Genomic DNA, 25,313 nt, shown 5'->3' on the forward strand with positions numbered 1-25,313 from the left:
GCAACCTGCCCACCGCTCTGTCTTTGAATGCTTGTCCGTATCGTGCCAACTGGCTTCTCGCTCTTCGCCCCCGGGGTGAAACACACGGCAGCGGGCCGGCGCCTGAAGGCACCTGCAAGGCTGTGCATTTGTGGACGATGCGCTGCGCGCACCGGCCCGCTTGCCGTGGACAACGCTTCGCGTTGCCCACCACGCAGACCTTCGACCACAACTACACAGCCTCCTACTACCTTCATGAACTCCGAACACCGGAGTCCTATCGAGGCGACAACTATTCTGACGCGGGGGGGCCTGTTGCAGGCACTGCTACGGCATCGGCCATCAGTACCAGTACACGCTGGCGGAATACAACGCCAAGCGCGAGAAGTGGCTGAACGACAAGAAGGAGGCAGCCGATTTCCCGGAGCAGGGCGGCGTGGGGTACGACGCGCGGAAGCCGCCGAACCAGGAATGCCCCGAGTGCTTCGGTGCGGGGCAGTCGCGCACGGTGCTGAAAGACACCCGCCAGATGTCGCCCGGGGCACCGACCATGGGAAGCTGGAGGACGCCAGTGCCTGAGCGCCGTTCCAGAGTGCCAGATGCCTGCCAGGTGGGCACGCTCGTCGCGCCCATCCTAATCGGCGGGCTGCCGGGCTTCCTGGCGGGCGTCGCTGCCTTGGTCGGCTTGGCCGTGTCGCTCTGCCGGCACGACCGCGTGCAGGAGGCGCAGATGCGCAAGCGGATGGAGACCATCGTCACCAAGGCTGGAGAGGCAGCACAACTCGCCGCAGCCGGGGAGATCGCCAGGATCAAGCCCCGCAACATCACCATCCGTCAGGAGTTGGACCGTGAAATTCAGACTCGTGTGGAGTACCGCGATTGCCGCCATGGCCCTGACGGGCTGCGCCTCATCAACGAAGCGCTTACCGGTCGAGCCGAGCCGCTGGTGATGGTGAGTTGCCCGGAAACTCGCCCCGCTGTCCGATGACACTTTCGGGGCAACTTCTACAAAATTGGTAGAGGTGGCTGGGCAATATCGGCAGTGTCGCGCTGCCCGCTCTACACACCGGTGGACGCTAAGCAAGTCCACGGCAAGTGGTGGCAAGATGTTACGATCGAAGCAGACTCTACCTGCTACTCACGCCATGATGATCGATCGTAAAAAAATCCTCTATGTGCTAGCACCGATTTTGTTATCCATAGTGGGGGCGGCTATATGGGAGTGGGCGGTACGTCCTTTGTTTGCGGTTATCGGCCTCTGGGCACTCGATGTTGCGACATTAGGATTGGATTCTCTTAGAAATGCAATCTATGAAGATGCAGCGCAAGGTCTCTATGAGAAAGCAAGCGCGAATACTTTAATTTTGCTATGGTCCGTAATTGTTGCCGTTCCAGGCTATTTTATTTCGTACACGATGGGCAAAAATCGCGCTTCCAAGTTGTACGGAAACATGTCTCCGGATGACCCCGTACTGATAAAAACAGTTGCCTTGCATAAAAGAGTGCTAATGGTTTTGACTGCATTGCTATTTATCGCGGGATTTATCAATCTCATTCTTTTTCAGCGGATGCTGTATGTGAATCGCGTAATAGGTCATTTCAATCAATCGTTCGCAATCGCAGCGCCGGCGATGTCGGAAAAGGATCGCTTGGATATTATTTCAAATTTCGCTTCTATGAAAAAGAGAGGTGATTATATTGCGTTGATTGATCAACTAGCCGCGACCGCGGAACGACATAAAAAGACGCTCCCCAAATTTTCGATCTACTAGCTTTGGGCAGATTGTTCCCATTTCTGGTGTCCTCCATCGGGAGGTGAGGTCACACGCCGTCTCACGCTGGCCTATTTATGAGTTGGACACGGTTCTGGCTCACCATACCCACCGTCAGTTGTTGAAGAAAAAGTCCGGCCGGCTGTGCCCAGCGTCGTACCAAGCTTGCCAAATTTGTCCGGTCATAACCACGACAGGATGAAACCGTGAGCACAACCGATGAAGATCGCCAGCGCCTGCTGAGCCCCGAAGAGCTGGTCGTCATGGCCGAGGACGACTACGACGCCGACGAACACAACGCGGCCGCGATGCGTGAGATTGGCCGCGGCGATCTGGACGACGAGGAGGAAGACGACGAGGCGAGGGGCGACGATAAGAAGGGCCGCACTGCCGCGCCCGCACCTGCGCCTGCAACTGCTCCTGCCCAGGCCGCAGCCCCTTCGCCAGTACCGGCCCCTGCGGCCGCGGAGGCTGACGCGTCTGCACCTGCTGCAGCGCCTGCGTCCGCCGAGGGTGGTGCGGCAACCGTCGGCGCCCGGCCCGCACCGGCTCCCGCACCGCATCCCACCTACATGGCCGAACTGCCCGCGGATTACGACGCACAGGTGGCCGCGAACAAGGCCGCGCTGACGGACCTGCGCACGAAGTTCGACGACGGCGCGGTGGACGCCGCCGAATACCACGGCAAGTTGGACGAGCTGCAGGAGCAACGCGCGGATCTCCGCGAAGCCAAGACGCGGGCCCAGGTGGCAAGCGAGATGCGGGAGCAGGCTGAGGCGGGTGCATGGCTGTCGGCCATCAACACGTTAGCCGCCGACGCCGCTACGAAGCCGGAGCTGGGGCCTGGTGGACTACGCGAAGGACCATGCGAAGGCGGCCGACCTGGACATGTTCTTGAAGGTCTTGGCTGCCGCGCCGGAGAACGCCGCGAAGCCGTATCACTGGTTCCTGGAGGAAGGCCACCGCCGCGTGGTTGCACTGCATGGCATCGCCACCGCGAAGCCGGCGGCAGTAGCCCCTGCCACGCGCAAGCCTGACGCCAGTGCGGTGGTCACCAACCTGGCGGATCTGCCAGGCGGCGGCGGTGATGCCGATCCCGTCGGCGACGAGTTCGCCGAGCTGGACAAGCTGACGGGCCTGGACTACGAACGCGAGCTGGGCCGCCTGTCGTCCGAGAAGCGCGAACGCTACCCGCTGAACATCATCGCGGCCCACAAGCGGTGGAGGTGACGGAGCACGGCTGGAGCTCTGTCTTGTAGGCTCGACCTTACGGGCGCAGCCGGCATTGCCCCGCGATCGTCGCGGCCGGTACGTCCTACGATTTGGACCGAGGCAAGGAGCTTTCCCTCCCTGCCCGCAACCCATCACCGAAAGGACTTCATCATGAACACCGATCAAATCAAGGGCAGCCTGAAGGAAGCCGCCGGCAAGGTTCAGCAAAAGACCGGCGAAGTGTTCAACAGCCCGGAGCATCAGGCGAAGGGCATGGCCAAGCAGGTGGAAGGCAACGTCCAGAAGAACTACGGCGATGCCAAGGAAAACATCAAGGACGCCACGAAGTAATCCTTCGTGGGCGAGGCGGACACGGCTCCGCCGCGATGGCCGGACGAGGCCCCGGTGCACGCCGCAGACGGCGTGCCCGGGGCCTTTTCATGTCTTGCGTCCTCGATGCCCCTCCCTCATGCCGGACTCGCGATGTGTTCGCTCAGGCATCGACGGCACTGGCGGCCGCCGCACCTTGTCCTGAGGTTGCGCGGGAACATTGGGGCCGGTGCGTCGGCCCGGGGCGTGCAGTCAGGTCCTGCCAGGCCGACTGGCGCGGCCGTCACATGGGCAGGTCAGCGAAGGAGGGGGCCGCGGACGCTTCGGTCTTCGGCGGCTGTTCGGCGGGCTGGCGGCTCCAGCGCCGCAAGCCGTCCCGGCCGCCCGCGGAGCGCAGAAGCAGCGCGCCGCCGATGGCGGCATGCAGTACGGCACGCGTGCGGCTGCGGGATACCAGGGCCCAGAAAAGCAGGCCCGCGCCCGCGATGGCCGCTGCAGTGTGTTCATGCGGGGCGCTGGCGCGGCTGTCGTCGTAATCGATCAGGTGGCGCACGGAGTGGCGGAGTTCGTCGTTCTGCATGGTGTGGTGTTCCTTGGCTGGGCAAGTGGAACGATCACCTTAGGTGACCGGCCTCCCTGGCGGAGTCGGTCCTTGTGCCGTGGGGCCGTAGGCTTCCACGCACGCAACCACTATGCGCGACTCCGCCTTCGGGACCGCGCCATTGAAAAGGCCCACCGGGGGTACCCGGTGGGCCTTGGGGTGCGCATGCCCCGCGTCACCCGGAACTGCATCGACCCGTGGGGCGATGCGGTCCCGGCCTGCGGGCCGGCTCGGAGTGTCGCTCAACGGTCGTTCTTGTGGCTTTGGCGGCCGGCCTGCGCATGCTGTTCGCTGCTGCCGCCACGGGTACCGCCGCTGTTCTGGCTGTTGCCGCTGTTCTGGCTGCCGCCACTGCTGTTCTGCTGGTTGTTGTTGCCGCCGCCGCCGTGGCTCATGCTGCCTGCGCGGCGTGCTTCCTCGGAGGTGAACTCGTGGGCATTGCCGCTTGCGTGCGCTGCGCGTCCGCCTTCAGCGGCGATCTCGCGTTGGCGCTCGGGGTCCATGCCGGCGAATCCGCGGCCGGAACCGCCACCCTGGTTGCCTTGGTTATTGCCTTGGTTGCCTTGATTGCCTTGATTCGATGCCATGTGATTTCTCCTTTGGAACATAACGAATGGTGAGTTGGAAGTGACCGCGCAGTGCAGCGCTGTCGATGAGGCAGGGGGCAACGGACATGCCATGCGCCGGACCGGCAGCACGGCATTGGCCGCTCTGCGGGAGGGTGCAGCCGTGGCCTGTTACGAAGGCGCAGAGGGAAACCGCGGCGAATGCATGGAAACGAAACAAAGGGTTTTGTCGGGCTGCGCGTGACGTCGCGGCCATGCACTCCGGCGCCGTGCCGGTGCGAGCACGTCCGGACCTCGCTGGTCATTTCTTCCGGCCGTGCGCGTTTTGCGGCAATGCTTGCAAAACACCGTCGGCGGGCCGTGCGAACCACAACCCGGCCCTGGTGTAACGCGGCCCTGGTGTAACGCGGGCCGTATCTTGCGCAGCTTCCTACGCGGCGTGCAGGGGCGACGGCAAATCATGGATCGCTCTCTTTCCCCCGATGAACAGCACACTACGCAAGGAGTTTTTTCATGGAAGCCACCACCACGGGTATGAATCGCACGGGCGCTTCGGCGTCGCCGGCCGGTGCGCAGGCGATGGAAGACGCCGTCGAGCGGTACTCGCCGCCCGGCCCCATCGATTTGTCGCAGGCCAGGGAAGTCCTCCTGCTGTACGCGCAGGAGGCCGGACCGCTCGGCGCGGTGCCGCCGCCCACGTCCCTGGGCGGAATGGTGCGCACGGGCGTGAGCAAGCTCATGGGCGAGCATCCGGAGATCCTTCTGGACAAGATCGGCGAACGCATCGCCTTCGAGCGCGGCGGCACCCGGCTCTACGACGCGCTGATGGTGAAGTACGAGGCCGCCGTGAATGCCGGCGCGAAGATCCCCACGCCGGCGGACGCGGTGAAGGCGGCAGGTGCCGGTACGGACGATGTCGCGCTGCAGGCGGACGCCTCGGCGCTGGCGACGCTGCAGCGCATCCGTGCGGAGGAATTGCAGCACTTCCAGATGCTGTGCGATGCCATGCGGCAGCTCGGCGGCGATCCGACGGCGCAGACGCCGTGCGCGGACGTGATCGCCACTGCGTCGATGGGATTGATCCAGGTGGTGTCGGACCCGCGCACCACGCTGGCGCAGGCGCTGTCGGCCATGCTGACCGCGGAGCTCACCGACAACGCGGGCTGGGAACTGCTGATACAGCTGGCGGAGCAGGCGGGAGAAACCGACCTGATCAGCGAATTCGCCCAGGCGCTGACCGAGGAGCAGCGGCACCTGGCCACCGTGCAGGCCTGGCTCCAGGCTCTGGTGGTTTCCGGACCGCTGCCGAGCGATGCGGTGTGAACAAGACCGTCCGCATCTTCCTCGCGCACTCTCTCCCAATCCATCTTTTCAAAGGACAACCCCATGACGATCCATCTTTTCCAGGACAAGGGCACCGCCCTGGAGCGCCAGCGCCTGAGCTGGAAGGACATGGTGGGCAAGCCCATCAGCAAGCTCGACGATGACGCCTTCACGCGCGTGCGCGCCATCCTCATGAACGGCGTCGAGCTCGATGCGCTGCGCACCAAGCAGGTCCTGCTGCGCATGAACGCCGATGCGCGGGTGGAGATCGCGCAGCTCATGCGCGTGGAGCAGCACCAGGCCACGACGATCAACTGGCTGATCGGCGCCGACCATTCACCGCTGGAGACCACGATCGGCTACGAACAGACGGCCATCGAGGTCACCGCGTCGGTGGCGAAACTGGAGCCCGACAGTTATCTCGCGCAGGGCTACCGCTACGCGCTGCTCGAGGATTTCGACCATCTCTACCGCTACAGCGCGCTGCTGGACCGGCTGGAAGGCAAGGACGCCAACAACATTACCCAGGGCTACACCGACATCGTGCCGTCGCGGCCCACCTGGGTGCACCATCGCGCTCCGGAGCACGACCTGCTGGAGCCTTACGGGCCGGACGCGGTGCTGGCGACCAAGCTGCACGCGCTCACGCTGACGGGCGGCGAGTACCAGACGCACGACTACTACATGAACATCGGGCCGCTGTTCTCCGACCCGGTGGCCCGGCAGCTCTATGCGGAGATCGCGTCGGTGGAGTCGCAGCACATCACGCACTACGGCTCGATGCTCAACCCGCACGAGACGCCGCTGGAAAAGCTGCTGATCGCCGAGGCCTGCGAGGTGTGGAACTACGCGGGTTGCGCGCAGCAGGAGAGCAATCCCCGCGTGCGGGCGATCTGGGAGATGTTCCTGGATTACGAACTGGGGCATTTCCAGGTGGTGCAGGAACTGTTCAAGCGCCTGGAGCGGCGCGACCCCGCCGAGGTTCTCGGAGACGGCGCGCTGCCGGCCTTCATCCGCTTCGAAAGCCATCGCGACTACCTGCGGCAGGTGGTCGATGCCGAGACCGACTTCCGCAAGGACGGCACGCGTTTCGTACAGACCCCCCAGGAAGAGGGCGAATCCTCGCTGGCCTACCGCGAAGCGGTGAACCAGGACGGTTCGCCGTCGCGCGCCGCGTCCGCCTCGTATGCATGGACGGCCGGGACCGAACTGGTGCGGGAGGCCGAGGCCGTGGAGGTGGTGGCTGCCGCGTAGCGGGACCGGTGGCCTGCGGGCCGGGCTCGACCTGCCCGGCCCGCAGGGCTATGCGCGCGATGACCGCAGGTGGGCCTGGATGAGGCGCTGCAGTTCCCGCACGTCCAGTGGCTTGACCATGTACGCGTCGAAGCCGGCATCCCGCGCCTGCTCGCGGTTGTGGTCCTGCCCCCAGCCGGTTGCCGCCACCAGCAGCATGCGGTCGCCGAACGGCTCGGCGCGCAGTGCCCGTGCCACGGCAATACCGTCGATGCCGGGCATGCCGAGGTCCAGCACGGCCACGTCCGGCGTCAGTTCACGCGCCTTGCGCAGTGCCTCGTGTCCGTCGGCCGCCGTAACCACGGCGCAGCCTTCCAGCAGGTGGGAGATGGACCAGGTAACGTCCTCGTTGTCGTCCGCCAGCAGCACGCGGGGCGAGGCAACGCCCGCGCTCTCGCCGCTCTCCGGTGTCTGCGCATGGGCACGGCCATCGGTGGAGGACTGGACGGGCAAGGGCAGTTGCACGGTGAAGCGGCTGCCCTGACCGGGGCCCGCGCTTTCCCCCCGCACGGTGCCCTGGTGCATTTCGACGATGTTGCGCACCAGTGCGAGACCGATGCCCAGGCCCTGGGTGTGCCGCGAGCCGGCGTCGGGGCTTTGCGAGAACATGGTGAACATGTCGTCCACGGTGTCCGGGTCCATGCCGATGCCGTTGTCTTCCACGCACAGGTGGAACCAGCCGCCTTCCGTCCATGCCGACAGCCGGACGCGGCCGTGATCGGGGGTGTACTTGGCGGCATTGCTCAGGAGGTTCGCCAGTACCTGGGCGATGCGCACGGGGTCCGCGTGGAGCAGGACGGCCTCGCCCGGAAGATCCTGCACGAATTCATGGCCCGCGGCCTGGATGGCCCCCAGCGTGGCTTCCAGCGCGGCCTCCACGATCTCGTCCAGCAATACGTCACGCTGCTGCAGCACCATGCGGCCGAGCCGCAGCCGGGACAGGTCCATGAGATCGTCCAGCAGCACGGCCATGGCACGCGCCTGGCGCTGCACGATGCGCGCCGCCTGGTCGCGGTCGGCCGGCGCGGCCCCTTCGGTGGCCAGCACTGCCGATGCGCCGGCGATCGACGCCAGGGGGTTACGCAGTTCGTGCGACAGCACTGCCAGGAAGCGGTCCTTCGTGGCGTCGGCCGCCTGCAGCGCGGCGCGGGCCTCCTCGTTTTCGCGCAGGGCCGTGAGCAGGTCTGCGCGGCTTTGCTCCAGCGCCTGCTGGCTCGCGCGCTGGTCGCTCTGGTCCCGTAGGATCTTGACGAAACCGACGACCGCGTCCGCGCCGTCGTGCATGGGCATCAGCGCACCGCTGGCCCAGAAGCGGCTGCCGTCCTTGCGCTGGTGCAGGCGGTCGTCGAGCGCGCCGCCGGTGGCCAGCGCCGTGCGCGTCTCGGAAAGCGGAGCTCCGGCGGCGCGGTCCTCCGGCGTGAAAATCATGTCCGCGAGCTGGCCCACGGCCTCGTTTTCGCTGTAGCCGAGAATGCGTTCGGCGCCGCTGTTCCAGGTGGTGATGCGGCGGTCCAGGTCGGTGGAGAAAATGGCGTATTCCACGGCGTTCTCGATGACCAGGCGCAGGCGTTCCGTGCTCTCGCGCAACGCATTTTCGGCGCGCTTGCGCTCGCTGATGTCGTTGCACACCACGATCGAGGCCGTGGGCCCGCCGTGCGCGTCGGCCAGATAGCTCACGCTGTTGTGCAGCCACAGCGTGCTGCCGTCCTTGCGCAGGCACCGCTTCTCGATGTGGAAGGGTTCGCCGTGTTCGGCGAGGCGCCGCATGAGGTGGGCGCTGAGCTGCCGGTCGGCAGGGTGGATGAGGTCGAGCAGCTGCGTGCCGATGAGTTCGTCGTGGCCGTAGCCCAGCATGTGGCTGTAGTGCCGGTTGACGAAGGTGATATGGCCTTCCAGGTCCGTTTGCACCACGCCCACGACGGCCTGGTTCACTATGGCGCTGAAGCGGTCTTCGGAGCGGCGCAGTGCTTCCTGGCCCTGCTTGCGTTCGGAGATGTCCACGAAGGTCAGCACCACGCCCGCGATGCGGTCGTCCAGCGTGCGGTAGGGCAGCATGCGCACAAGGTACCAGTTGCCGTCGCTGGCGCCCACCTCTCGCTCCACGAGCGCCAGGCGCTCGAGTACCCGCCGGGCATCCTCCGCCAGCTCCGGATACTGCAATTGCGTGCGCAGATTCGACAGCGGCCGCCCCACGTCGGTGGAGATGAGATGGAAGAGGGTCACTGCCGACGGAGTGAAGCGGGTGATGCGCAGATCCCGGTCGAGGAACACCGTGGCGATCGCGGTGGCGTCCATGAGGTTCTGCATGTCGCTGTTCGCGTGCCCCAGCTCGTCCACCTTGCTCTTGAGCTCGTGGTTGACCGTGGTCAGTTCCTCGTTGATCGACTGCAATTCCTCCCGGTTGGTTTCCAGTTCCTCGGTCGCGGAGCGCAGCTCCTCGTTCATGGCCTGCAGCTCCTCGTTGCTGGCCCGCAGCTCCTCGGTGGAGGCTTCGTATTGCTCGATGGTGCTGCGCAGCTGCGCGTTCAGCAGTTCCAGTTCCCGGTCCAGCTGCTCCGCGGCCGTGTCCTGCGGCACCTCGGCGGCGAGTGCGGAAGACGGCAGATCAGGCAGCGTGTACAGCAGGACGAGCGAAAGGCCCGCGCCGAGGTCGGGGACGGGCCGCACCTCGGGCGCGACCCGCACCGTGCCGCCGGCCGTCTCCACCGGCACCGCCGTCAGCCGCATGGGCTGTCCGGTCCGGCCGATGCGGTAGAGCGCCGCCCGCAGTTCGATGCGCAGCGCAGGGTGGATCAGCCGCATCAGGTTGCGCGAGAGTTCGCCGCCATGGAAGGCCAGGAAACGGCCTGCGGAAGGTGACATGTGCAGTATGTTCTGCTCGCCATCCACCAGGATGGAGGGCGGTGCGAGCTGTTCCAGCAACCGCAGGTGGACCTCGCCCCAGGGCAGTGCCTTTTCGCCCATGGCCCGCACGGCGGGGCGTTCGGCATCCGCGAAGTAGGGAACCATCGCGCCGGAATGCACGACAGGTCCCTGGTGCGCGGTGTGCTGCGCATGCAGGGCGACAGCGGCCGGCCCCAGGCTGCCGGGCAGCAGCAGATCCGTGTGCGCCGAGCTCTGGTGGCCGAACAGGCGGTGCAGCTTGTCGATCACGGAGAACCGGATGTCGCCGTCGTCCACCGATTCGGCGGAGCCCAGGAACAGCAGCTTGCCGGGCAACAAGGCGAAGTGGAAGGTGTCGAGCACCCGATGCTGCGCCTCGCGGTTCAGGTAGATGAGCAGATTCCGGCAGGAAATGAGGTCGAGCCGCGAGAAGGGCGAATCCCTGAGCAGGTCGTGGACCGCGAACAGCACGCTTTCGCGCAACTCCCGCCGCACGCGGTAGCCACCGCGCTCGCGCACGAAGAAGCGCCGCAGCCGCTCCGCGGATACGTCGCTCTCGATCGCTGCGGGGTAGAAGCCTTCGCGGGCGGCGCGGATGGCGGCGTCGTCCAGGTCGGTGGCGAAGATCTGCAGCACCGGCGCCGTGTCGAGCGTCCGGGCGTATTCCGTCAGCAGCATGGCGATGGAATAAGCCTCTTCGCCCGTGGCGCAGCCCGCCACCCACACGCGCAGCGTGTCCGCACCGGTTTTGCCCTGGAACAGCAGCGGCAGGTGGCTTTCCAGTGCAGCGAACGCGACGGGATCGCGGAAGAAATTGGTCACGCTGATGAGGAGATCCTGCAACAGCGCCCCAGCTTCGCCCGGCCGGGTGCGCAGGCAGTCCAGGTAGCCGGACATCGTACCGATGCCGTTCACCTGCATGCGGCGCCCGACCCGCCGCACGACGGTGGCTCGTTTGTAATCGCCGAAGTCGCGGCCCGTGCGGTGGCGCAGCAGCGTCAGCACCTCGCGCAGCGCCGTTTCGTCATCCGTCGCATCGCCGGCCGGTGACGGCGGCTCGGTGCCGTGCAGCGCCTCCAGGCGCAGCCGGGGAGCCATGCGGTGGTATTCCATCATGCGCCCGGCCATCTGGGCCGCGGGCAGCACCCAGTCGATCATGCCGGTGGCGATCGCCGAGCCGGGCATGCCGCTGGCATAGGCTTCCCCCGGGTCCTGGGCGATGGTGAGGCCTCCGCGCTCCTTGACGCGCTTGATGCCGATGGCGCCGTCTCCGTCCGCGCCGGACAGCACGATGGCGGTGGCACGCGTGCCGTGCGAGTCGGCCAGTGTCCGGAACAGCAGATCCACCGCCACATGCTGCTGCCGGCCCGGTGGCAGCGGCGCGAGGGCAAGCACGCCGTCGTGGACTTCCAGCACCTTGCGGGGCGGCACGACATAGACGGTGTCCGCCTCCATGGACACCGAACCGGTCACCTGCTGCACGCGCAGCGCCGTCGCACGCTGGAGCAGCTCGGCCAGCATGCTTTCATGCTCCGGGGACAGGTGCAGCACGACCACGAACGCCATGCCGGGGGAAGCAGGCATGGCCGCGAAGAAGTCGCGCAGTGCCTGGATGGCGCCAGCCGATCCACCCAGTCCGACCACCGGCAGTGCGGCGTCGCCGGATTCGGCGGCGCAGCCGTCTGCCGCACCGGCCTCGGCCTCCTCGGCGGGGTCCGGGGTGATCTCGTCCATCTCTTGTCCTTGTGAGAGCGCACCCGCGGTGCGTGCAATACGGCTGGGCGACGATGCTAGCGCAATCCGCGGTGCCGGCCGGTCAAAAAACGGGACAGGTGTGCAGCCTGCTCATCCATACGGGTGCGTTGGAAGTTTTTACAGGAATTCCACACTGCAGGGTCGGCGGAAGTGGCCGAAGCGCCCGTAGTCCTGGGCATGCCGTTTGCCCCCGCCGGGACATGGAGACCCACACGACGCCCCGTTCCCTGGACGCGTACGCCCACGCGCCTGCTCCCTCCGTTCCCGTGGCCCGCGAACCCTTGCGGTATCGGGAGCATGCCGGGCGCAGGGTGGGAATCCTGGTGTGGCCCAGCGGAGACGGATGGCGCGGCGCATGGTCCATGGGCAGCGGTGCCTGGTACGCGGTCCGCGGACGCTGGGGCAGCGAAGACCTGGCCGCCGAGAAGACGTTCATCGCGGCGCGATCATCCCTCGGGCAGGATGGTCTGCGGCGCCGCCGTCCATCCGCTACTCCGGCACATCGGCCTGCCGCGCTCTGCGCGGAGACGGAAGAGGCCGGTGAAAGGGGGCAGGCGCCCGCTTTGCGCGCTGCGTCCGAGCAGTGGAGCGAATTGCGCCGGGACTGGCAGACCGCCGAAATGCGGCTGGCGAGGCGGCAGTCCGCCATCTGCCTGGGCGAGGGCCCTGCGGAGAATGCGGAGGATGCCAAAAGCCTGCGCGACCTCGAGCGGGAAGCCGAAAGCGCGCGCCAGCGGATGGACGATTATCTGAACGTGGTGCTGCGCATGCTGAGGCCTCAGGCGGGCAATGCCTCGTCCTGACCCGGCTCGCGTCTGTCACATACCTCACTCGTCGATTGCCGCGCTCCAGCGGCTGCCCCAGTCGCGCGCCTGGTCGATCTCGCGCCGGTCTCGCTTGGTGGGGCGGCCTTCCTGCAGGGTGGCGGCAGGCTCGGGTGCGAGCCTGCGCATTTCTGCGGCCTGCGCGCGCGCGGCGATGCTCTCGGCCGTTTCCTCATACAGCTGTTGCGCGACGGGCGCGGGGCCGCGCATGGCGCTGAGCCCGCGCACCACCACCGTGCGAGGCACATGGCCCTGGCGCAGCGCCACGGTATCGCCGCTGCGCAGTTCCCGCGACGCCTTGGCGGCCTGTCCGTTCACCACCACGCGGCCCTTGCCGATCTCTTCCGCCGCCAGGGCCCGGGTCTTGTAGAAGCGCGCGCACCACAGCCACTTGTCCAGGCGCATCGATTCGGGAGGGGTCATGGCGGTATTTTCCCAGAGAACCTGGGTGTTCCGTACCCGGCAGGCCATCGTTCGGCGAAGATGGCTGACATGGTTTCAGCGCGGCGGTGGCGAGACTGGCCGGCATCGCCCGCCACCTGCCGGCCTGACCGGCCTCCCGCCATGCGCCCTTCATTCCATCGCCTTGCCCTCCGAATCACCGGCCATGGCCGGGTGGCCGCGTCCCTGCTGGTGGTGGCCGCGCTGGCCGGCTGCGGAGATACCGCCCGCCTGCCTGCCGAGGCAGGCATCGGCCCCCGGCCCGCGCTGCCGGAACCGCACAGGTCCCTGATTCCCACCGTGCACATCGCGCCCGCCAAGGGGTGGCCGGACGGGGGCGCGCCGCAGCCCATGGCCGGCCTGTCCGTGACGCCTTTCGCCCGCGGGCTCGAACATCCCCGCTGGGTGGTGGTGCTGCCCAACGGCGACGTGCTCGTGGCCGAGAGCGACAAGCCGGCACCCGAAGGTCCGCCCCCGGACGACGGGTGGGTCAAGAAAGTGCGCAACTGGGTCATGGGCAAGGTCATGGCCCGTGCCGGCTCCGGCAACCCGTCAGCCAACCGCATCACGCTCCTGCGCGATGCCGACGGGGACGGCGTGGCGGAAACGCGCAGCGCGTTCCTGCAGGGGCTGCATTCTCCTTTCGGCATGGCACTGGTCGGCAGCGAGTTCTACGTCGCCAACACCGATGCCGTCGTGCGGTTTCCTTATGCCCCGGGACAGACCGCCATCGCGGCCGCGCCGGCCAAGGTCGTGGACCTGCCCTCGCGGCCGCTCAACCATCACTGGACCAAGAACCTCATCGCCAGCCCCGATGGTGCGAAGCTGTATGTCACGGTCGGCTCCAACAGCAACGTGGCCGAGAACGGCATGGAGGCGGAAGCCGGCCGCGCGGCCATCTGGGAAGTCGATCGCGCCACGGGCGCGCACCGCGTCTTCGCGAGCGGCTTGCGCAACCCCAATGGCATGGGCTGGGAGCCGGGCTCCGGCAGGCTGTGGACCGTGGTGAATGAGCGCGACGAGATCGGCAGCGACCTCGTGCCCGACTACCTCACCTCGGTGAAGGAGGGCGGCTTCTACGGCTGGCCCTACAGCTATTGGGGCGGGAACGTGGATGTGCGTGTCCAGCCTCCACGGCCGGATCTGGTCGAGAAGGCCATCGTGCCGGATTACGCCCTGGGCAACCACGTGGCGCCGCTGGGCATGGCTTTCGCGGGGGGCGGCAGCCCGGCCGCTCAACCCGTGGCTCCGCAGCTCGCGCAGGGTGTGTTTGTCGGCCTGCACGGCTCATGGAACCGCAAGCCGCGCAGTGGCTACAAGGTGGTGTTCGTGCCGTTCAGGAACGGCAAACCCGACGGCATGCCCCTGGATGTGTTGACCGGATTCGTGAGCGGCGATGGCGACGCCTGGGGCCGGCCCGTGGGCGTGGCGCTGGACGGGCGGGGCGGCCTGCTCGTGGCCGACGACGTCGGCAACACCCTGTGGCGCGTGGCGGCGGCGCGGCCGTGACCGTCGCGGACACGGGGCCGCCCCATCCGTCCTGCATCATCTGCCAGACCGGCAGCTCCACCGCTTCATGACCGGTTCCGAGAAGTTAGGGTCGTATTCCACCGTGCAGGCGGTCACGTCCACAGGAAGTGCGCGTGTGGCGATGGCGGAGGTGCCGCCATATTCGCAGGCAACCCAGTAGGGCTGGTCCCGGCGCTCCAGTTCCCAGGTCGCCGTGGACGACTTGCCCTTTTTGCTCTCCTTGGCAGGGACCAACTGGGCTTTCTGCTCGGGCGGCCCTGCAAAGAACGACACCGTCACCAGTGGGTGGCTCTTGCGGGTGCCTTGGACCTGCCAACCAGGTTCGGCGGCAGGGTCCGGTGTTTGCTGTACCTGAAGTTGTGCTGGGCAGAGCATTGATGGCATTGTTTCCTGCCCAGCTTTTACCGGCCGAGCTGCATGTACTGAAGCCCCGGGTATAGCGATGGAGGCTGCAGCGAGCAAGGTGGGAACGAAGCGCATATTGGGGAAAATCGTCAAGTTGCCACGAAATTTCATCATCATTCCACGACAGAGAAAGCGTCACCGTTATTGCTGGGGTCAGCCCACCCTCCATGTTTGTTTTTGCCGAGAAAGGGCAATTTCCGCGCCTGGATCTTATTCACTTTGGACCACTGATCTATGACATAAATCCCCCCTGCGTCCTGCCCTACATACAGAGCAGCGTGGTTGCCCGATGCGTGGTTGGGATATCTGCCATTCACAAAAGTCGCTATTGCCGTGCCCTCGCGCAGAAGCATGTTTCCTTTGACAGGCGCACCTTCCCGCCATAGCGATGATGCCGGGGCTTTGGCATAGAACTTCACCAAAGCAACGCATTGCTTGGTGCCTACAGATGGTTTACCCTCCAAAGCTTTGGGCTGTTGTATGCGTATGGCATAAAAGATAATAAAAATAACGGAATGATAAGGCTGCTCTTTGTCTCATCATTGCGCAGGAGATTCTATTAATGAAATAAAGGCCTAACGTTGTTTTGTGTACAAATGGTGTCTGATTGTTTCTATGGATTGCTAGATGCAGATTAACAATGGTGGCAGCACCTGCGCACGCGTCTCTTTGAAGCGCTGCCCTTCCTCCACCAGCCAGTCCCGCACGCGCAGCATGGCAGGCCCCGCCTGGGGCGAACTCACGAAGGCGTAGCGCGCCCGGGAGAGCGTGCTCCAGGAACACAGCGGTACGAGCCGGCCGGCCGCCACGTCTTCGAGCACGAGCGCGGCACGACCCATGGCGATGCCCTGGCCGGTGATGGCTGCTCCCACCGCCAGCTGGGACAGGTTGAACTGGGGGCCGCCTCCCCAGTCCGGGCATGGCGCACCCTGCGCGGCGAACCAGTGCTGCCACTCCTCGAAGGTGTCGGCTCCTTCCCAGGCGCTGCCGTCGTGCAGCAGCCATTCCGGCCGCAGCCTGGCCGGCGCATCCCGCAGGTCCGGGTGGGCCGCTACGAAAGCCGGGCTGGCCACGGGGACCAGCCATTCATCGAGGAACCCGGTGGCGTCCAGGTCGGTGTACTCCTCCGGGTCGAAGCGGACGGCCGCCTCGACCCCGTCGCGCACCATGCGGGTGCGGTCGATGCGGTGGAACTCTCCGAACACGCGCAGCCCGGTGTCGGGGTGCCGGCGGAAGAATTCGCCCAGCCGTGGCGTAAGCCACTGCATGGCGAACGAAGGTGAGCAGCTCAGCGTGGCTGCAGCGTGGGCCGGGGTGGAGCGCCGCATCTGCGCGAGCGTGCCCTCGATGGCCTCGAAGCTTTCGCGCAGCACCACGGCCAGCCATTTGCCCTCCGGGGTGGGCACCAGTAACCGCGGGGTGCGCAGGAACAGGGGACGTCCCAGCCAGCGTTCCAGTTGCTTCACCTTCTGGCTCACCGCGCCCTGGGTGATGCACAGCTCCGCGGCGGCGCGTGTGAAGCTGCCCTGCCGTGCGGCCGCATCGAAACAGCGCAGCCAGGCCAGAACCGAATTGGACAGGCGTGAATCCATCAATGAAACTAATGCTGTCGTCAATATAAATGCATTGCACGGCCCATGGGCCGGCACAAGAATGCGTGCAACGCTTTCTTTACCGTTCCATGACCGAACTCACCCGCTCCGCGCTTCCCGCTGGTATCGATGCCCAGGAAGCCGCCATGCAGGCGCTGCGGCGCGCCGAGCCATGCCTCTGGTTCAATCCGCAGCGCAGCGCGGACATTCCCGCCACCATGCATGCAGAGGGCCGCCACATTAGTCTGCATGATACGCAGGCCGCCTCGGACAGGTTCCGGCGCTTCGGGGGCCTCCTGGCCCGGCTGTTCCCCGAACTCGAGGCCACGGGCGGGGGCATCGAGTCACCACTGATCGAGGCAGGCGCGCTCTCGGATGCCATGGGGCTGGAGCCCGGTTGCGGCCGGCTGTGGATCAAGGCGGACCACGGCCTTCCCGTGGCAGGCTCGATCAAGGCGCGCGGTGGCATCCACGAGGTGCTGGAATTCGCGGAAACCCTGGCCGTGCGTGAAGGGCTGCTGTCCCCCGGACAGGATTGCCGGGTGCTGGCCGAGCCCGCCGCGCGCGAGGTATTCGGACGCCACCAGGTGGCGGTGGGCTCCACGGGCAACCTGGGCCTGAGCATCGGCGTGGCGGCCTCGGCGCTGGGCTTCCGTGCGGCGGTGCACATGTCCGCCGACGCCAAGGAGTGGAAGAAGGAGCGCCTGCGCCGCCGGGGTGTCGAGGTGGTGGAGCATGCGGGCGACTACGAGCGCGCCGTGGCTGCGGGGCGCAGCCAGGCGCAGGCCGACCCGTTCAGCCATTTCGTGGACGACGAACGCTCCCTTTCGCTGCTGCTGGGGTACAGCGCCGCGGCCCTGCACCTGCGCGGGCAACTGGCGGAGCAGGGCATCGTGGTGGATGCCAAACATCCGCTGTTCGTCTATCTGCCTTGCGGGGTGGGGGGGGCGCCGGCCGGTATCACCTTCGGGCTGCGCCAACTGCTCGGCCCCCACGTGCACTGCTTCTTCGCGGAGCCCGTGCAGTCGCCGTGCTTTCTCGTGCAGATGGCCGCGCCGGCCGGCACGCATCCGTCCGTGTACGACCTGGGCCTGACCAACCGTACCGAAGCCGACGGCCTCGCCGTGCCGAGGGCGTCGCTGCTGGCGGCAGGGCTGATGCAGCCCCTGCTGTCGGGCATCTTCACCGTCCGCGACGACACGTTGTTCGAGCACCTCGTGCGGGTGCTGGATGCCACGGGCGAGCGTATCGAGCCCTCCGCCGCGGCGGGGTTCAGCGGGCCGGCCCTCCTCACGGGGTCGGACGGCGGCCGCCTTTGGCTGCGGGCGCAGGGCCTGGACGTCCAGCTACCCCAGGCCACGCATCTCGTCTGGACCACGGGCGGGCTCTTCGTGCCCGAGGCCGAGCATCAGCGTTTCGAGGCCCGCGGCCGGTCTCTGCTGGAGGCCGCCGCCTGACCGGCGCCCGCCATCCATCCGATCTTCCATTCAACCCCCGGAGAGAACACCATGAACCGCGCCAAGAGGATGCTGCTGTCCACCATCGCCTGTTGCCTGGGAAGCGCCGCGCTGGCGCCCGCCTTCGCACAGGAGACCTATCCCAGCAGGCCCGTCACCCTTGTGATCCCGTTCCCGCCCGGTGGCGCCACCGACGTGCTGGGCCGTGTCATCGGCAAGAAGCTGGGCGATGTGCTCGGCCAGAGCGTGGTGATCGACAACCGCGCGGGCGCCGGCACCGTGATCGGGGCATCCTATGTCGCCAAGGCCGCGCCGGATGGCTACACGCTACTGATGAGTTCCGGCACCACCTTCACCGTCAATCCGGCCGTGCGCGCCAAGCTTCCCTACGATCCCGTGAAGAGCTTCGAGCCGATCGGCATCACCGGCCGCACCGGGCTCATCCTGCTGGCCGGCAAGAGCGTGCCGGCCAATGGCGTCAAGCAGTTCGTGTCCCTGGTCAAGGCCGCACCGGACAAGTATTCCTATGGTTCCTTCGGTTCAGGCACCACCTCGCAGTTCGCCGGAGAGGCCTTCTTCCACCTGGCGGGCCTGAAGATCCAGCATGTTCCGTACAAGGGCAGCGCCCCGGCCATGGTGGACCTCATGGGCGGCCAGATTCCCTTCACGGTCGATACGGTCTCGGCCGCGATTCCCCAGCTCAAGGAAGGAAAGATCAAGGCCATCGCCGTCACTTCCGCCAGGCGTTCCTCGCTGCTGCCGGACGTGCCCACGCTGGCCGAGAAAGGCTACGCGATCGACATGGATACCTGGCTGGCGATGGTGGCTCCGGCCGGCCTGCCGCCAGCCGTGAAAGCCCGCCTGGAGCGCGCGCTGGCCCAGGTGATGGAAGACCGCGAAACGCGCGAGAAGCTGCTGGCCAACGGCTTCGAGCCGTCCTATGGTTCGTCCAGGGAGCTGGCTTCGCTCATCGAGAAGGAACTGCCCCTGATGCGCGCCGTGGCCCAGCGCGCCGGCATCACCGTCGACTGACCACCTGACCGGTTTTTCCGGTATTTTCAAGCCTCCAGGAGACAACGCCGCCTTCCAGGGCGGCGCACCACATGACACAGACCGCATCTTCCTCCGCTTCCCTTGTCGAGCTGACCGCCCCCGAGCTGCGCCTGCGGATCGCCCGCCGCGAAATCTCGCCCGTCGAACTGCTCGAGGCCTGCATCGCACGCATCGAGGCCCTCAACCCCTATGTGAACGCCATCACCGCCACCTGCTACGACCGCGCCCGGAACGAGGCGCGCGAGGCGGAGCGGGCAGTGCTGCGCGGCGATGTCCTCGGACTGCTGCACGGCCTGCCACTGGGCGTGAAGGACCTGGAGGCCACGCAGGGCCTGCTGACCACCTATGGCTCGCAGATCTACCGCGAGCACATTCCCGCGGAAGACAACGTGCTGGTCGCGCGCCTGCGCCGCGCCGGTGCGATCGTCACGGGCAAGACCAACATTCCCGAGATGGGTGCCGGCGCCAATTCCCGCAACACGGTATGGGGTGCCACAGGCAACCCCTTCGATCCCCGCCTGAACGCGGGGGGCTCGTCCGGCGGCTCGGCCGCGGCCCTGGCCTGCGACATGCTGCCCGTCTGCACCGGTTCAGACACCGGCGGCTCGCTGCGCATTCCCGCCGCCAAGTGCGGCGTGGTGGGGTTCCGGCCGTCGCCTGGCGTGGTGCCGAGCTCCCGCAAGCTGCTGGGCTGGACGCCGATCTCCGTCGTGGGGCCCATGGGCCGCACGGTGGAGGAGGCCTGCCTGCAGCTCGCGGCCACGGCGGGCATGTCGGCGGGCGATCCGCTCAGCTACCCGCTGGATCCTGCCGTATTCCTGTCCCTGCCCGAGGTGGACCTCTCCACGCTGCGCGTCGGGTACACGGAGGATTTCGGTGCCTGTGCCGTGGACGACGGCATCCGTGAGACGTTCCGCGGCAAGATCGCCGCGATGCGGCACCTGTTCCGCAGTTGCGATCCCCTGTCGCTGGACCTGGGGGACGTGCACCGCTGCTTCGACGTGCTGCGCGCCGAAGCCTTCGTGGCGGGCACCCGCGAGGCCTACGAGCGCGATCCCGCCAGCCTGGGGCCGAACACCCGCGCCAACTACGAGATGGGCGCTGCCATGACGCTCATCGACAGCGCCTGGGCGCAGGCGGAACAGACGCGCATCCTCGCGCGGTTCCAGAAGGCATTCGAATCGTTCGACATCATCCTTGCCCCGACCACGCCGGTATCCCCGTTCCCGTGGACGGAGCTCTACGCCAGCCACATCAACGGCGAACCCCAGGCCAACTACTACCGCTGGCTGGCCCTGACCTACGTCACCACGCTGACCACCCATCCCGCCCTCAGCCTGCCTTGCGGGCGGGATGGCCGCGACATGCCGTTCGGCCTGCAGGTGGTGGGCCGCTTCCGGGACGACCTCGGCACCCTTGCCATCGGCCGTGCGATGGAACAGTCCTTCGCCGGCATCGAGGGACTGCAGCGCCCGCGGCCGGCGCTGGACCGGCTGGCCCCGGTCGAGCCGGCGCTGACTTCCCTCGTCACCACTGCACCCGACGCACGCGATGCACGCGGCGAGCCGCGCCCGGACGGCTCGGGCAGCCGGGGGGCCGCCGAGGCGTCGGCGGTCTGACGGATTGCGGTCGATCGGCAGGAAAGGAATCGACATGACCGAACGGGTGGACTTCCTCGTGGTGGGGGCCGGCATTGCCGGCGCCTCGGTCGGCTGGGAACTCGCGCATGCGGCGCCGGGTGCCAGCGTGCTCGTGCTCGAGCGCGAACCCCAGCCCGGCTACCACACCACGGGCCGCTCCGCGGCGCTTTTCATGGAAACCTACGGCACGCCCCAGATCCGGGCGCTCACCCGTGCCAGCAGGGCGTTCTACGACCATCCTCCCGAGGGCTTCGCCGACGGCCCGATCCTTTCGCCCCGGGGCGTGGTGTACGTCGCGGGTCCGGACCAGCTCGACCTGCTGGATGCGGCGCTGGTGGACGCCCTGCAGCGTTCGCCGAACGTGCAGCGCGCCACCCGCGAGCAATTGCTGGAGTGGCTGCCGTGCCTGCGGCCGGAGGCGGTAGCGGCCGGCATGCGCGAGCCCGGCGCGGCCGACATCGATGTGCATGCCCTGCACCAGGGCTATCTGCGGGGACTGCGCCAGCGCGGTGGCCGCCTGCTGCCGGATGCCGGTGTCACCGCCATCGAAAGGGAGGCCGGCGCCTGGCACGTGCATCTCGCGTCGGGCGCCACGGTGCGGGCGCGTGCCATCGTCAACGCGGCCGGGGCCTGGGCGGACGAGGTGGCCGCCATGGCCGGTGTCCCGGCCATCGGCCTGGAACCGCGGCGGCGCACGGCTTTCACTTTCCCGGTACCGCCCGGCATGGACGCGTCCGGCTGGCCTGCGGTGGTGGGAATCGACGAGAGCTTCTATTTCAAACCCGATGCGGGGCAACTGCTGGGTTCTCCCGCCAATGCCGATCCGACCCACCCCCACGACGTGGTGCCCGAAGAACTCGACGTGGCGACCGGCATCTGGAATATCGAGCAGACGACGACCTTCCAGATCCGCAGGCCTTCGCACACCTGGGCGGGGCTGCGATCGTTCGTCGCGGACGGGGACATGGTCGTCGGCTGGGACAACCACGTGGACGGCTTTTTCTGGCTGGCGGGGCAGGGCGGCTACGGCATCCAGAGCGCCGCGGGTGTGGCCCTGCTGGCGCGCAACCTGCTCCTGGCCGAGCCGCTGGCACCCGCCCTGTCTTCCCAGGGCGTCGAGGCGGCCGCCCTGTCGCCAGCGCGGCTGCGCTGAACGCCTGCCGGAGAGGAGCGCTCAGGCGTAGGTGTTCACCTGGGTGCCGATGGAACCGGACGTGGCCAGCCGGGGCTGGGGCAGGGCTTCCAGCAACTGGGCCGCGGACGTCTTCTGGATGTCGATGGCCTTCTTCAGCACCGTCATGTTCACGGCATCCGAGGTTTTCTGGCTGGCCAGGGCTGCAGCGGTGTCGACGAGGGATTGCGAGAGGCCGACATCCATGGAAATCTCCTGCGCAGCCTCCTCGGAGGCCGGGTTTGCAAATGCTTCCCCGTTATCGGACGCTTTCCAGGCCGCCTTGAGTACTGTTACATCTTGATGGGCCGGTCTGGCGCGATGCCGGGGCGTCAGTCCAGGGCGCTCGACCCATAGGCGTCGCAGGCGGAAAGATCGGAATCGCTGCCCTTGGGCAACTGGCTGGCGGCGTCTCGTAGTGCGCTCCGCAGTCCTTCTTCCAGTACAGGATGGTAGAAAGGCATCCGCAGGAGGTCATGCACGGTGAGTTCCCGGTCCATGGCCAGCGCCAGCAGGTGGGCCATGTGCTCGCCCGCCGGGGCGCACATTTCCGCGCCCAGCAGCCGGCCTGTGTCCCGCTGGGCGTAGAGGCTCAGGCGTCCCTGGTTGCGCTGCGCCACGCGAGCCCGCCCCTGGCGCGCGAAATCGACGGTGCCGGTCACCGATTCGTCCCGCTTCAGGTCCTTGTAGCGCCTGCCGACGGTCGCCGCGTTGGGCTCCGTGAATACGATGGACAGCGGCATACGGCGACGGAACCCCCGCACTTCGGGAGCCAGCGCATTCAGCCCGGCGATGTGCCCGTCGTCCGCCGCCTCGTGCAGCAGGGGCCGGAAGTCGTTCGCATCTCCGGCCATGAACACCGGCAGATCGCCGACCTGCACCGTGCGCCGGTCCACCGGCGGCATGCCGTCCTTGTCCAGTTCCACGCCCAGCGTTTCCAGCCCGAGGTGCTCCACGTTCGGGCGCCGTCCCATGGCTGCGAGGACCTGGTCCACCACGACCGTGGCGCTGCCATTGGTGACCTCGATGCCCCCCGGCACCTCGCGCAGCGTCACCTCCGCGCCCACGTTCAGAACGAACTCCGATTTCAGCAGCCCGAGCAGCGCGTCGTTCACGGCGGGGTCGGAGAGGCCGGCGATTTCCTTGCGGCTCGAGAAAGCCGCCACCTCCACGCCCAGCCGGGCGAGCGCCTGGGCGATTTCCGCCCCCAGCGGCCCCAGTCCAATGATCGCCATGCGCGGCCCCAGGTCGCGCTGCTCGAACAGGGTGTCGGTCGTGAGGATGCGGTCCCCGAAGGCCAGCCATTCTTCCGGCACGATGGGCCGGGAACCTGTCGCGATGATGATGCTGCGGGTGTCGTACACGCGGCCATCCACCTCTACGCGGTGCGGGCCCATGAGCCGCGCGTGCCCGGCAATGCCCTGGGCGCCGATGTCGGACGCCTTGCGCGTACCCGCGACGAAGTCGTCGCGCAGCGCGCGGACCCGGTCCAGCACGGCCGGGAGGTCCAGCCCCAGCGACCGTCCCCCGCGGATGCCGAACGTATCGAAACTGTGGCGGCGGTGGAATGCGTCGGCGGCCTCGATGAGCATCTTCGACGGCATGCACCCCACGCGGGCGCAGGTGGTGCCCCACGGTCCGTCGTTCACGATCAGCACCCGCTCCGTGCGCTTGCGCACTTCGCGCAACGCGGCGAGGCCGGCGGATCCTGCTCCGAGAATGATGACGTCCAGCGTGTCGCTCATGGGCCTAGGTCTCCTGCTCAGGTGTGTGGCTCGGCAGGAAAGTGTCTGCGCCCGCATGCATGGCGGCATGTAGGCGGAAAGGCTGTCTTGCCTCGCCGCCGGGCCGCGCACACCTTCAGGCGGCGGGCCAGCCGGCCCGCCCCTGGGCGGCGTCGTCGATGCGCTGCCGGAACGTCCCGGCGCGCGACGCGGGAATCGTCAGGCGCAGCAGGACCAGCGATCCGTGCTCCACGTCCTGCAGCCTGGCCCCGGCGGCCTCCACCTCGCGGCGCACGAGCCCTTCCAGCGCGTAAGGCACCAGGCACTGCAGCATGGTCATGCGCTCCAGGGGCACCTTGTCCGCCAGGAGCAGGGCCTGGGCCACCGTGTCCGCGTACGCCCGCACGAGTCCTCCAGCGCCGAGCTTCACCCCGCCGAAGTAGCGCACCACGGTGGCGAGAACGCCTTCCAGGTCCTGGTGGCGCAATACCTCCAGCATGGGCCGGCCCGCCGTGCCGCCGGGCTCCCCATCGTCCACCGCCGCCGACTGGCCGCCGGCCAGAAGGGCCCAGCAGACATGGGCTGCGCCGGGATGGTCGCGCCGCAAGCCGTCCACCACCTGTTGGGCGGCTCCCCGGTCGGCAACGGGTTGCACGCAGCCGATGAAGCGGCTCTTCTTGATGATGAGTTCGCTGTGCGAAGGCTCTCGAAGTGTGTGCGGCATAGGGGGCGCAAGTGTAGGCCGCCGCCGGAGCACGGGGCATCCCCCGGGGATTGATGCACGTCAATGGCTTCCCTGGCCGCCTTTCCTACGATAGGCCATCGCCGCATCCGCGGCACTGACCGAAGGAGAAACCCGACATGGCAACACATTGGAAGGCACTGGCCCTGGCCCTGGCTCTGGCTCTGGCGCTGGCGCTGGGCGCCGGGGCATCCGCCCACGCGGCAGACTGCAGCGCCGAAATCGAAGGCAACGACGCCATGCAATTCAACAAGACTGCCATCGCCGTGCCCCAGAGCTGCAAGCAGTTCACCGTCAAGCTCAAACATGCGGGCAAGCTGCCCAAGACGGCCATGGGCCACAACTGGGTGCTCACCAAGGCAGCCGACATGCAGGGCGCAGCCAGCGACGGCATGTCGGCCGGGGCGGAGAAGAGTTTCGTCAAGGACGGCGACAAGCGCGTGATCGCCCACACCAAGGTCATCGGTGGCGGCGAAAGCGACGCGGTGACATTCCCGGTCGCCTCGCTCAAGGCGGGCGAGTCTTATGCCTATTTCTGCTCGTTTCCCGGCCACTCGGCGCTCATGAAGGGCACGCTGGCGCTTTCGAAGTGAAGCACGCCATGGCGGGGCGGTGAATGCCCCCTCCAGTGGCGCGAACCGCCTGCACCCCGCGTGGCTCGGACGCCACGACGGGGTGTTTTGTCATGGAGGAGGGGCTCCGGCCTACAGGCAACCGGTGACAGCGCACCTAAGCTCATCCGCTACGTCCCGCATGAAGACCACGCGACGTTACTCGTCGCTTCAGGAAGCCCGCCATGCTGTTCTTCAACCTGAGCCCATTCGCGCTGCCCCGTCCATTTTCCGCACTGCCCCTGCTGGGCGATGCCTCGGGCGCTTCACCCACCCCGGCAACCGCGGCACCCTCCGCTGCAGGGGATGGCTGCCTCCTGGTGTCGGCCTATGAAGACCCGCCCGAGGACCTCGACCAGAGGGTGCGTGCCGTGGGCGAGTGGTGAAGGGCCAGGCGCCTCGCTCCGGG

25 protein-coding genes are annotated in these 25,313 nt (G+C 67.2%); 15 read left to right on the top strand and 10 right to left on the bottom strand.

Features of this window, described 5'->3' with window-relative positions; genetic code table 11:
• Positions 1 to 589 precede the first annotated feature (589 nt).
• The 5 genes from BLR99_RS22610 to BLR99_RS13610 all read left to right on the top strand — a co-directional run bounded on the left by BLR99_RS22610 (position 590) and on the right by BLR99_RS13610 (position 3,314).
• Positions 590 to 967, top strand: coding sequence for a hypothetical protein (locus BLR99_RS22610; RefSeq protein WP_017438271.1), 378 nt, complete (start codon positions 590 to 592; stop codon positions 965 to 967).
• Between the two features lie 157 nt (positions 968 to 1,124).
• A complete protein-coding gene (locus BLR99_RS22615) occupies positions 1,125 to 1,751 on the top strand; it encodes a hypothetical protein (protein WP_138919886.1) in 627 nt (208 codons plus the stop codon).
• Between the two features lie 206 nt (positions 1,752 to 1,957).
• On the top strand, positions 1,958 to 2,788 hold the full coding sequence (locus BLR99_RS13605; protein ID WP_011795518.1) for a hypothetical protein: 831 nt from the start codon (positions 1,958 to 1,960) through the stop codon (positions 2,786 to 2,788).
• On the top strand, positions 2,721 to 2,981 hold the full coding sequence (locus tag BLR99_RS23470; protein WP_228193801.1) for a hypothetical protein: 261 nt from the start codon (positions 2,721 to 2,723) through the stop codon (positions 2,979 to 2,981). Before BLR99_RS13605 ends, BLR99_RS23470 begins: the two co-directional genes overlap by 68 nt.
• A 153-nt stretch (positions 2,982 to 3,134) precedes the next feature.
• On the top strand, positions 3,135 to 3,314 hold the full coding sequence (locus BLR99_RS13610; protein WP_011795519.1) for a CsbD family protein: 180 nt from the start codon (positions 3,135 to 3,137) through the stop codon (positions 3,312 to 3,314).
• Between the two features lie 262 nt (positions 3,315 to 3,576).
• On the opposite strand, the gene BLR99_RS13615 is transcribed toward BLR99_RS13610, so the two are convergent.
• A complete protein-coding gene (locus tag BLR99_RS13615; RefSeq protein ID WP_011795520.1) occupies positions 3,577 to 3,873 on the bottom strand; it encodes a hypothetical protein in 297 nt (98 codons plus the stop codon).
• 263 nt (positions 3,874 to 4,136) lie between these two features.
• Positions 4,137 to 4,481 (bottom strand): KGG domain-containing protein, encoded by a 345-nt coding sequence (locus tag BLR99_RS13620; RefSeq protein WP_011795521.1) that lies wholly within the window; start codon positions 4,479 to 4,481, stop codon positions 4,137 to 4,139.
• A 492-nt stretch (positions 4,482 to 4,973) separates the two neighbouring features.
• On the opposite strand from BLR99_RS13620, the gene BLR99_RS13625 reads away from it, so the two are divergent.
• Together BLR99_RS13625 and BLR99_RS13630 are read left to right on the top strand one after the other, a co-directional pair.
• The gene (locus tag BLR99_RS13625) at positions 4,974 to 5,783 is read left to right on the top strand and encodes a ferritin-like domain-containing protein (RefSeq protein WP_011795522.1); all 810 of its coding nucleotides are present in this window, start codon (positions 4,974 to 4,976) and stop codon (positions 5,781 to 5,783) included.
• Positions 5,784 to 5,846: 63 nt separating this feature from the next.
• Positions 5,847 to 7,037 (top strand): hypothetical protein, encoded by a 1,191-nt coding sequence (locus BLR99_RS13630; RefSeq protein WP_011795523.1) that lies wholly within the window; start codon positions 5,847 to 5,849, stop codon positions 7,035 to 7,037.
• A gap of 48 nt (positions 7,038 to 7,085) precedes the next feature.
• Here BLR99_RS13630 and BLR99_RS13635 read toward each other — a convergent pair whose 3' ends face one another.
• Positions 7,086 to 11,693: a PAS domain S-box protein gene (locus BLR99_RS13635; RefSeq protein ID WP_011795524.1), complete on the bottom strand. Its 4,608-nt coding sequence runs from the start codon at positions 11,691 to 11,693 to the stop codon at positions 7,086 to 7,088.
• A gap of 287 nt (positions 11,694 to 11,980) precedes the next feature.
• Between BLR99_RS13635 and BLR99_RS13640 the strand changes: the two genes are divergently transcribed.
• On the top strand, positions 11,981 to 12,517 hold the full coding sequence (locus BLR99_RS13640) for a hypothetical protein (protein ID WP_228193800.1): 537 nt from the start codon (positions 11,981 to 11,983) through the stop codon (positions 12,515 to 12,517).
• 24 nt (positions 12,518 to 12,541) lie between these two features.
• Here BLR99_RS13640 and BLR99_RS13645 read toward each other — a convergent pair whose 3' ends face one another.
• Positions 12,542 to 12,961 (bottom strand): RNA-binding S4 domain-containing protein, encoded by a 420-nt coding sequence (locus BLR99_RS13645; protein WP_011795526.1) that lies wholly within the window; start codon positions 12,959 to 12,961, stop codon positions 12,542 to 12,544.
• A 141-nt stretch (positions 12,962 to 13,102) separates the two neighbouring features.
• On the opposite strand from BLR99_RS13645, the gene BLR99_RS13650 reads away from it, so the two are divergent.
• Complete coding sequence (locus BLR99_RS13650; protein WP_011795527.1) at positions 13,103 to 14,488, top strand: PQQ-dependent sugar dehydrogenase; 1,386 nt, start codon at positions 13,103 to 13,105, stop codon at positions 14,486 to 14,488.
• A 36-nt stretch (positions 14,489 to 14,524) separates the two neighbouring features.
• Here the strand turns inward: BLR99_RS13650 and BLR99_RS13655 are convergent, their stop codons facing one another.
• From BLR99_RS13655 to BLR99_RS13665, 3 genes are all read right to left on the bottom strand, one after another.
• Complete coding sequence (locus BLR99_RS13655) at positions 14,525 to 15,031, bottom strand: STY0301 family protein (protein WP_228193799.1); 507 nt, start codon at positions 15,029 to 15,031, stop codon at positions 14,525 to 14,527.
• The gene (locus BLR99_RS13660) at positions 15,028 to 15,423 is read right to left on the bottom strand and encodes a BPSL0067 family protein (RefSeq protein WP_491896679.1); all 396 of its coding nucleotides are present in this window, start codon (positions 15,421 to 15,423) and stop codon (positions 15,028 to 15,030) included. The genes BLR99_RS13655 and BLR99_RS13660 overlap by 4 nt, the downstream gene beginning before the upstream one ends.
• Positions 15,424 to 15,537: 114 nt before the next feature.
• Complete coding sequence (locus tag BLR99_RS13665; protein ID WP_017438623.1) at positions 15,538 to 16,506, bottom strand: LysR substrate-binding domain-containing protein; 969 nt, start codon at positions 16,504 to 16,506, stop codon at positions 15,538 to 15,540.
• A gap of 89 nt (positions 16,507 to 16,595) precedes the next feature.
• Between BLR99_RS13665 and dsdA the strand changes: the two genes are divergently transcribed.
• The 4 genes from dsdA to BLR99_RS13685 all read left to right on the top strand — a co-directional run bounded on the left by dsdA (position 16,596) and on the right by BLR99_RS13685 (position 21,809).
• Positions 16,596 to 17,963, top strand: coding sequence for a D-serine ammonia-lyase (gene dsdA, locus BLR99_RS13670; protein WP_267884219.1), 1,368 nt, complete (start codon positions 16,596 to 16,598; stop codon positions 17,961 to 17,963).
• A gap of 51 nt (positions 17,964 to 18,014) precedes the next feature.
• Positions 18,015 to 18,995, top strand: coding sequence for a Bug family tripartite tricarboxylate transporter substrate binding protein (locus BLR99_RS13675; RefSeq protein WP_011795533.1), 981 nt, complete (start codon positions 18,015 to 18,017; stop codon positions 18,993 to 18,995).
• A gap of 71 nt (positions 18,996 to 19,066) precedes the next feature.
• Positions 19,067 to 20,635, top strand: a complete 1,569-nt coding sequence (locus BLR99_RS13680; RefSeq protein WP_011795534.1) for an amidase — start codon at positions 19,067 to 19,069, stop codon at positions 20,633 to 20,635.
• 34 nt (positions 20,636 to 20,669) lie between these two features.
• Entirely contained in the window at positions 20,670 to 21,809 is a 1,140-nt protein-coding gene (locus BLR99_RS13685; RefSeq protein WP_011795535.1) for an NAD(P)/FAD-dependent oxidoreductase, read from the top strand.
• A 21-nt stretch (positions 21,810 to 21,830) separates the two neighbouring features.
• On the opposite strand, the gene BLR99_RS13690 is transcribed toward BLR99_RS13685, so the two are convergent.
• From BLR99_RS13690 to BLR99_RS13700, 3 genes are all read right to left on the bottom strand, one after another.
• Entirely contained in the window at positions 21,831 to 22,034 is a 204-nt protein-coding gene (locus BLR99_RS13690; protein WP_017438359.1) for a YjfB family protein, read from the bottom strand.
• A gap of 125 nt (positions 22,035 to 22,159) precedes the next feature.
• The gene (locus BLR99_RS13695; protein ID WP_011795537.1) at positions 22,160 to 23,572 is read right to left on the bottom strand and encodes a dihydrolipoyl dehydrogenase; all 1,413 of its coding nucleotides are present in this window, start codon (positions 23,570 to 23,572) and stop codon (positions 22,160 to 22,162) included.
• 115 nt (positions 23,573 to 23,687) lie between these two features.
• Entirely contained in the window at positions 23,688 to 24,275 is a 588-nt protein-coding gene (locus BLR99_RS13700; RefSeq protein ID WP_017438360.1) for an IMPACT family protein, read from the bottom strand.
• A gap of 137 nt (positions 24,276 to 24,412) precedes the next feature.
• On the opposite strand from BLR99_RS13700, the gene azu reads away from it, so the two are divergent.
• Both azu and BLR99_RS13710 read left to right on the top strand, forming a co-directional pair.
• Complete coding sequence (gene azu, locus BLR99_RS13705; protein ID WP_074687283.1) at positions 24,413 to 24,886, top strand: azurin; 474 nt, start codon at positions 24,413 to 24,415, stop codon at positions 24,884 to 24,886.
• Between the two features lie 203 nt (positions 24,887 to 25,089).
• On the top strand, positions 25,090 to 25,290 hold the full coding sequence (locus tag BLR99_RS13710; RefSeq protein WP_017438361.1) for a hypothetical protein: 201 nt from the start codon (positions 25,090 to 25,092) through the stop codon (positions 25,288 to 25,290).
• The last annotated feature ends 23 nt before the right edge of the window (positions 25,291 to 25,313 follow it).

The organism is Paracidovorax citrulli, from assembly GCF_900100305.1.
GTDB classification, from domain to species: domain Bacteria; phylum Pseudomonadota; class Gammaproteobacteria; order Burkholderiales; family Burkholderiaceae_C; genus Paracidovorax; species Paracidovorax citrulli.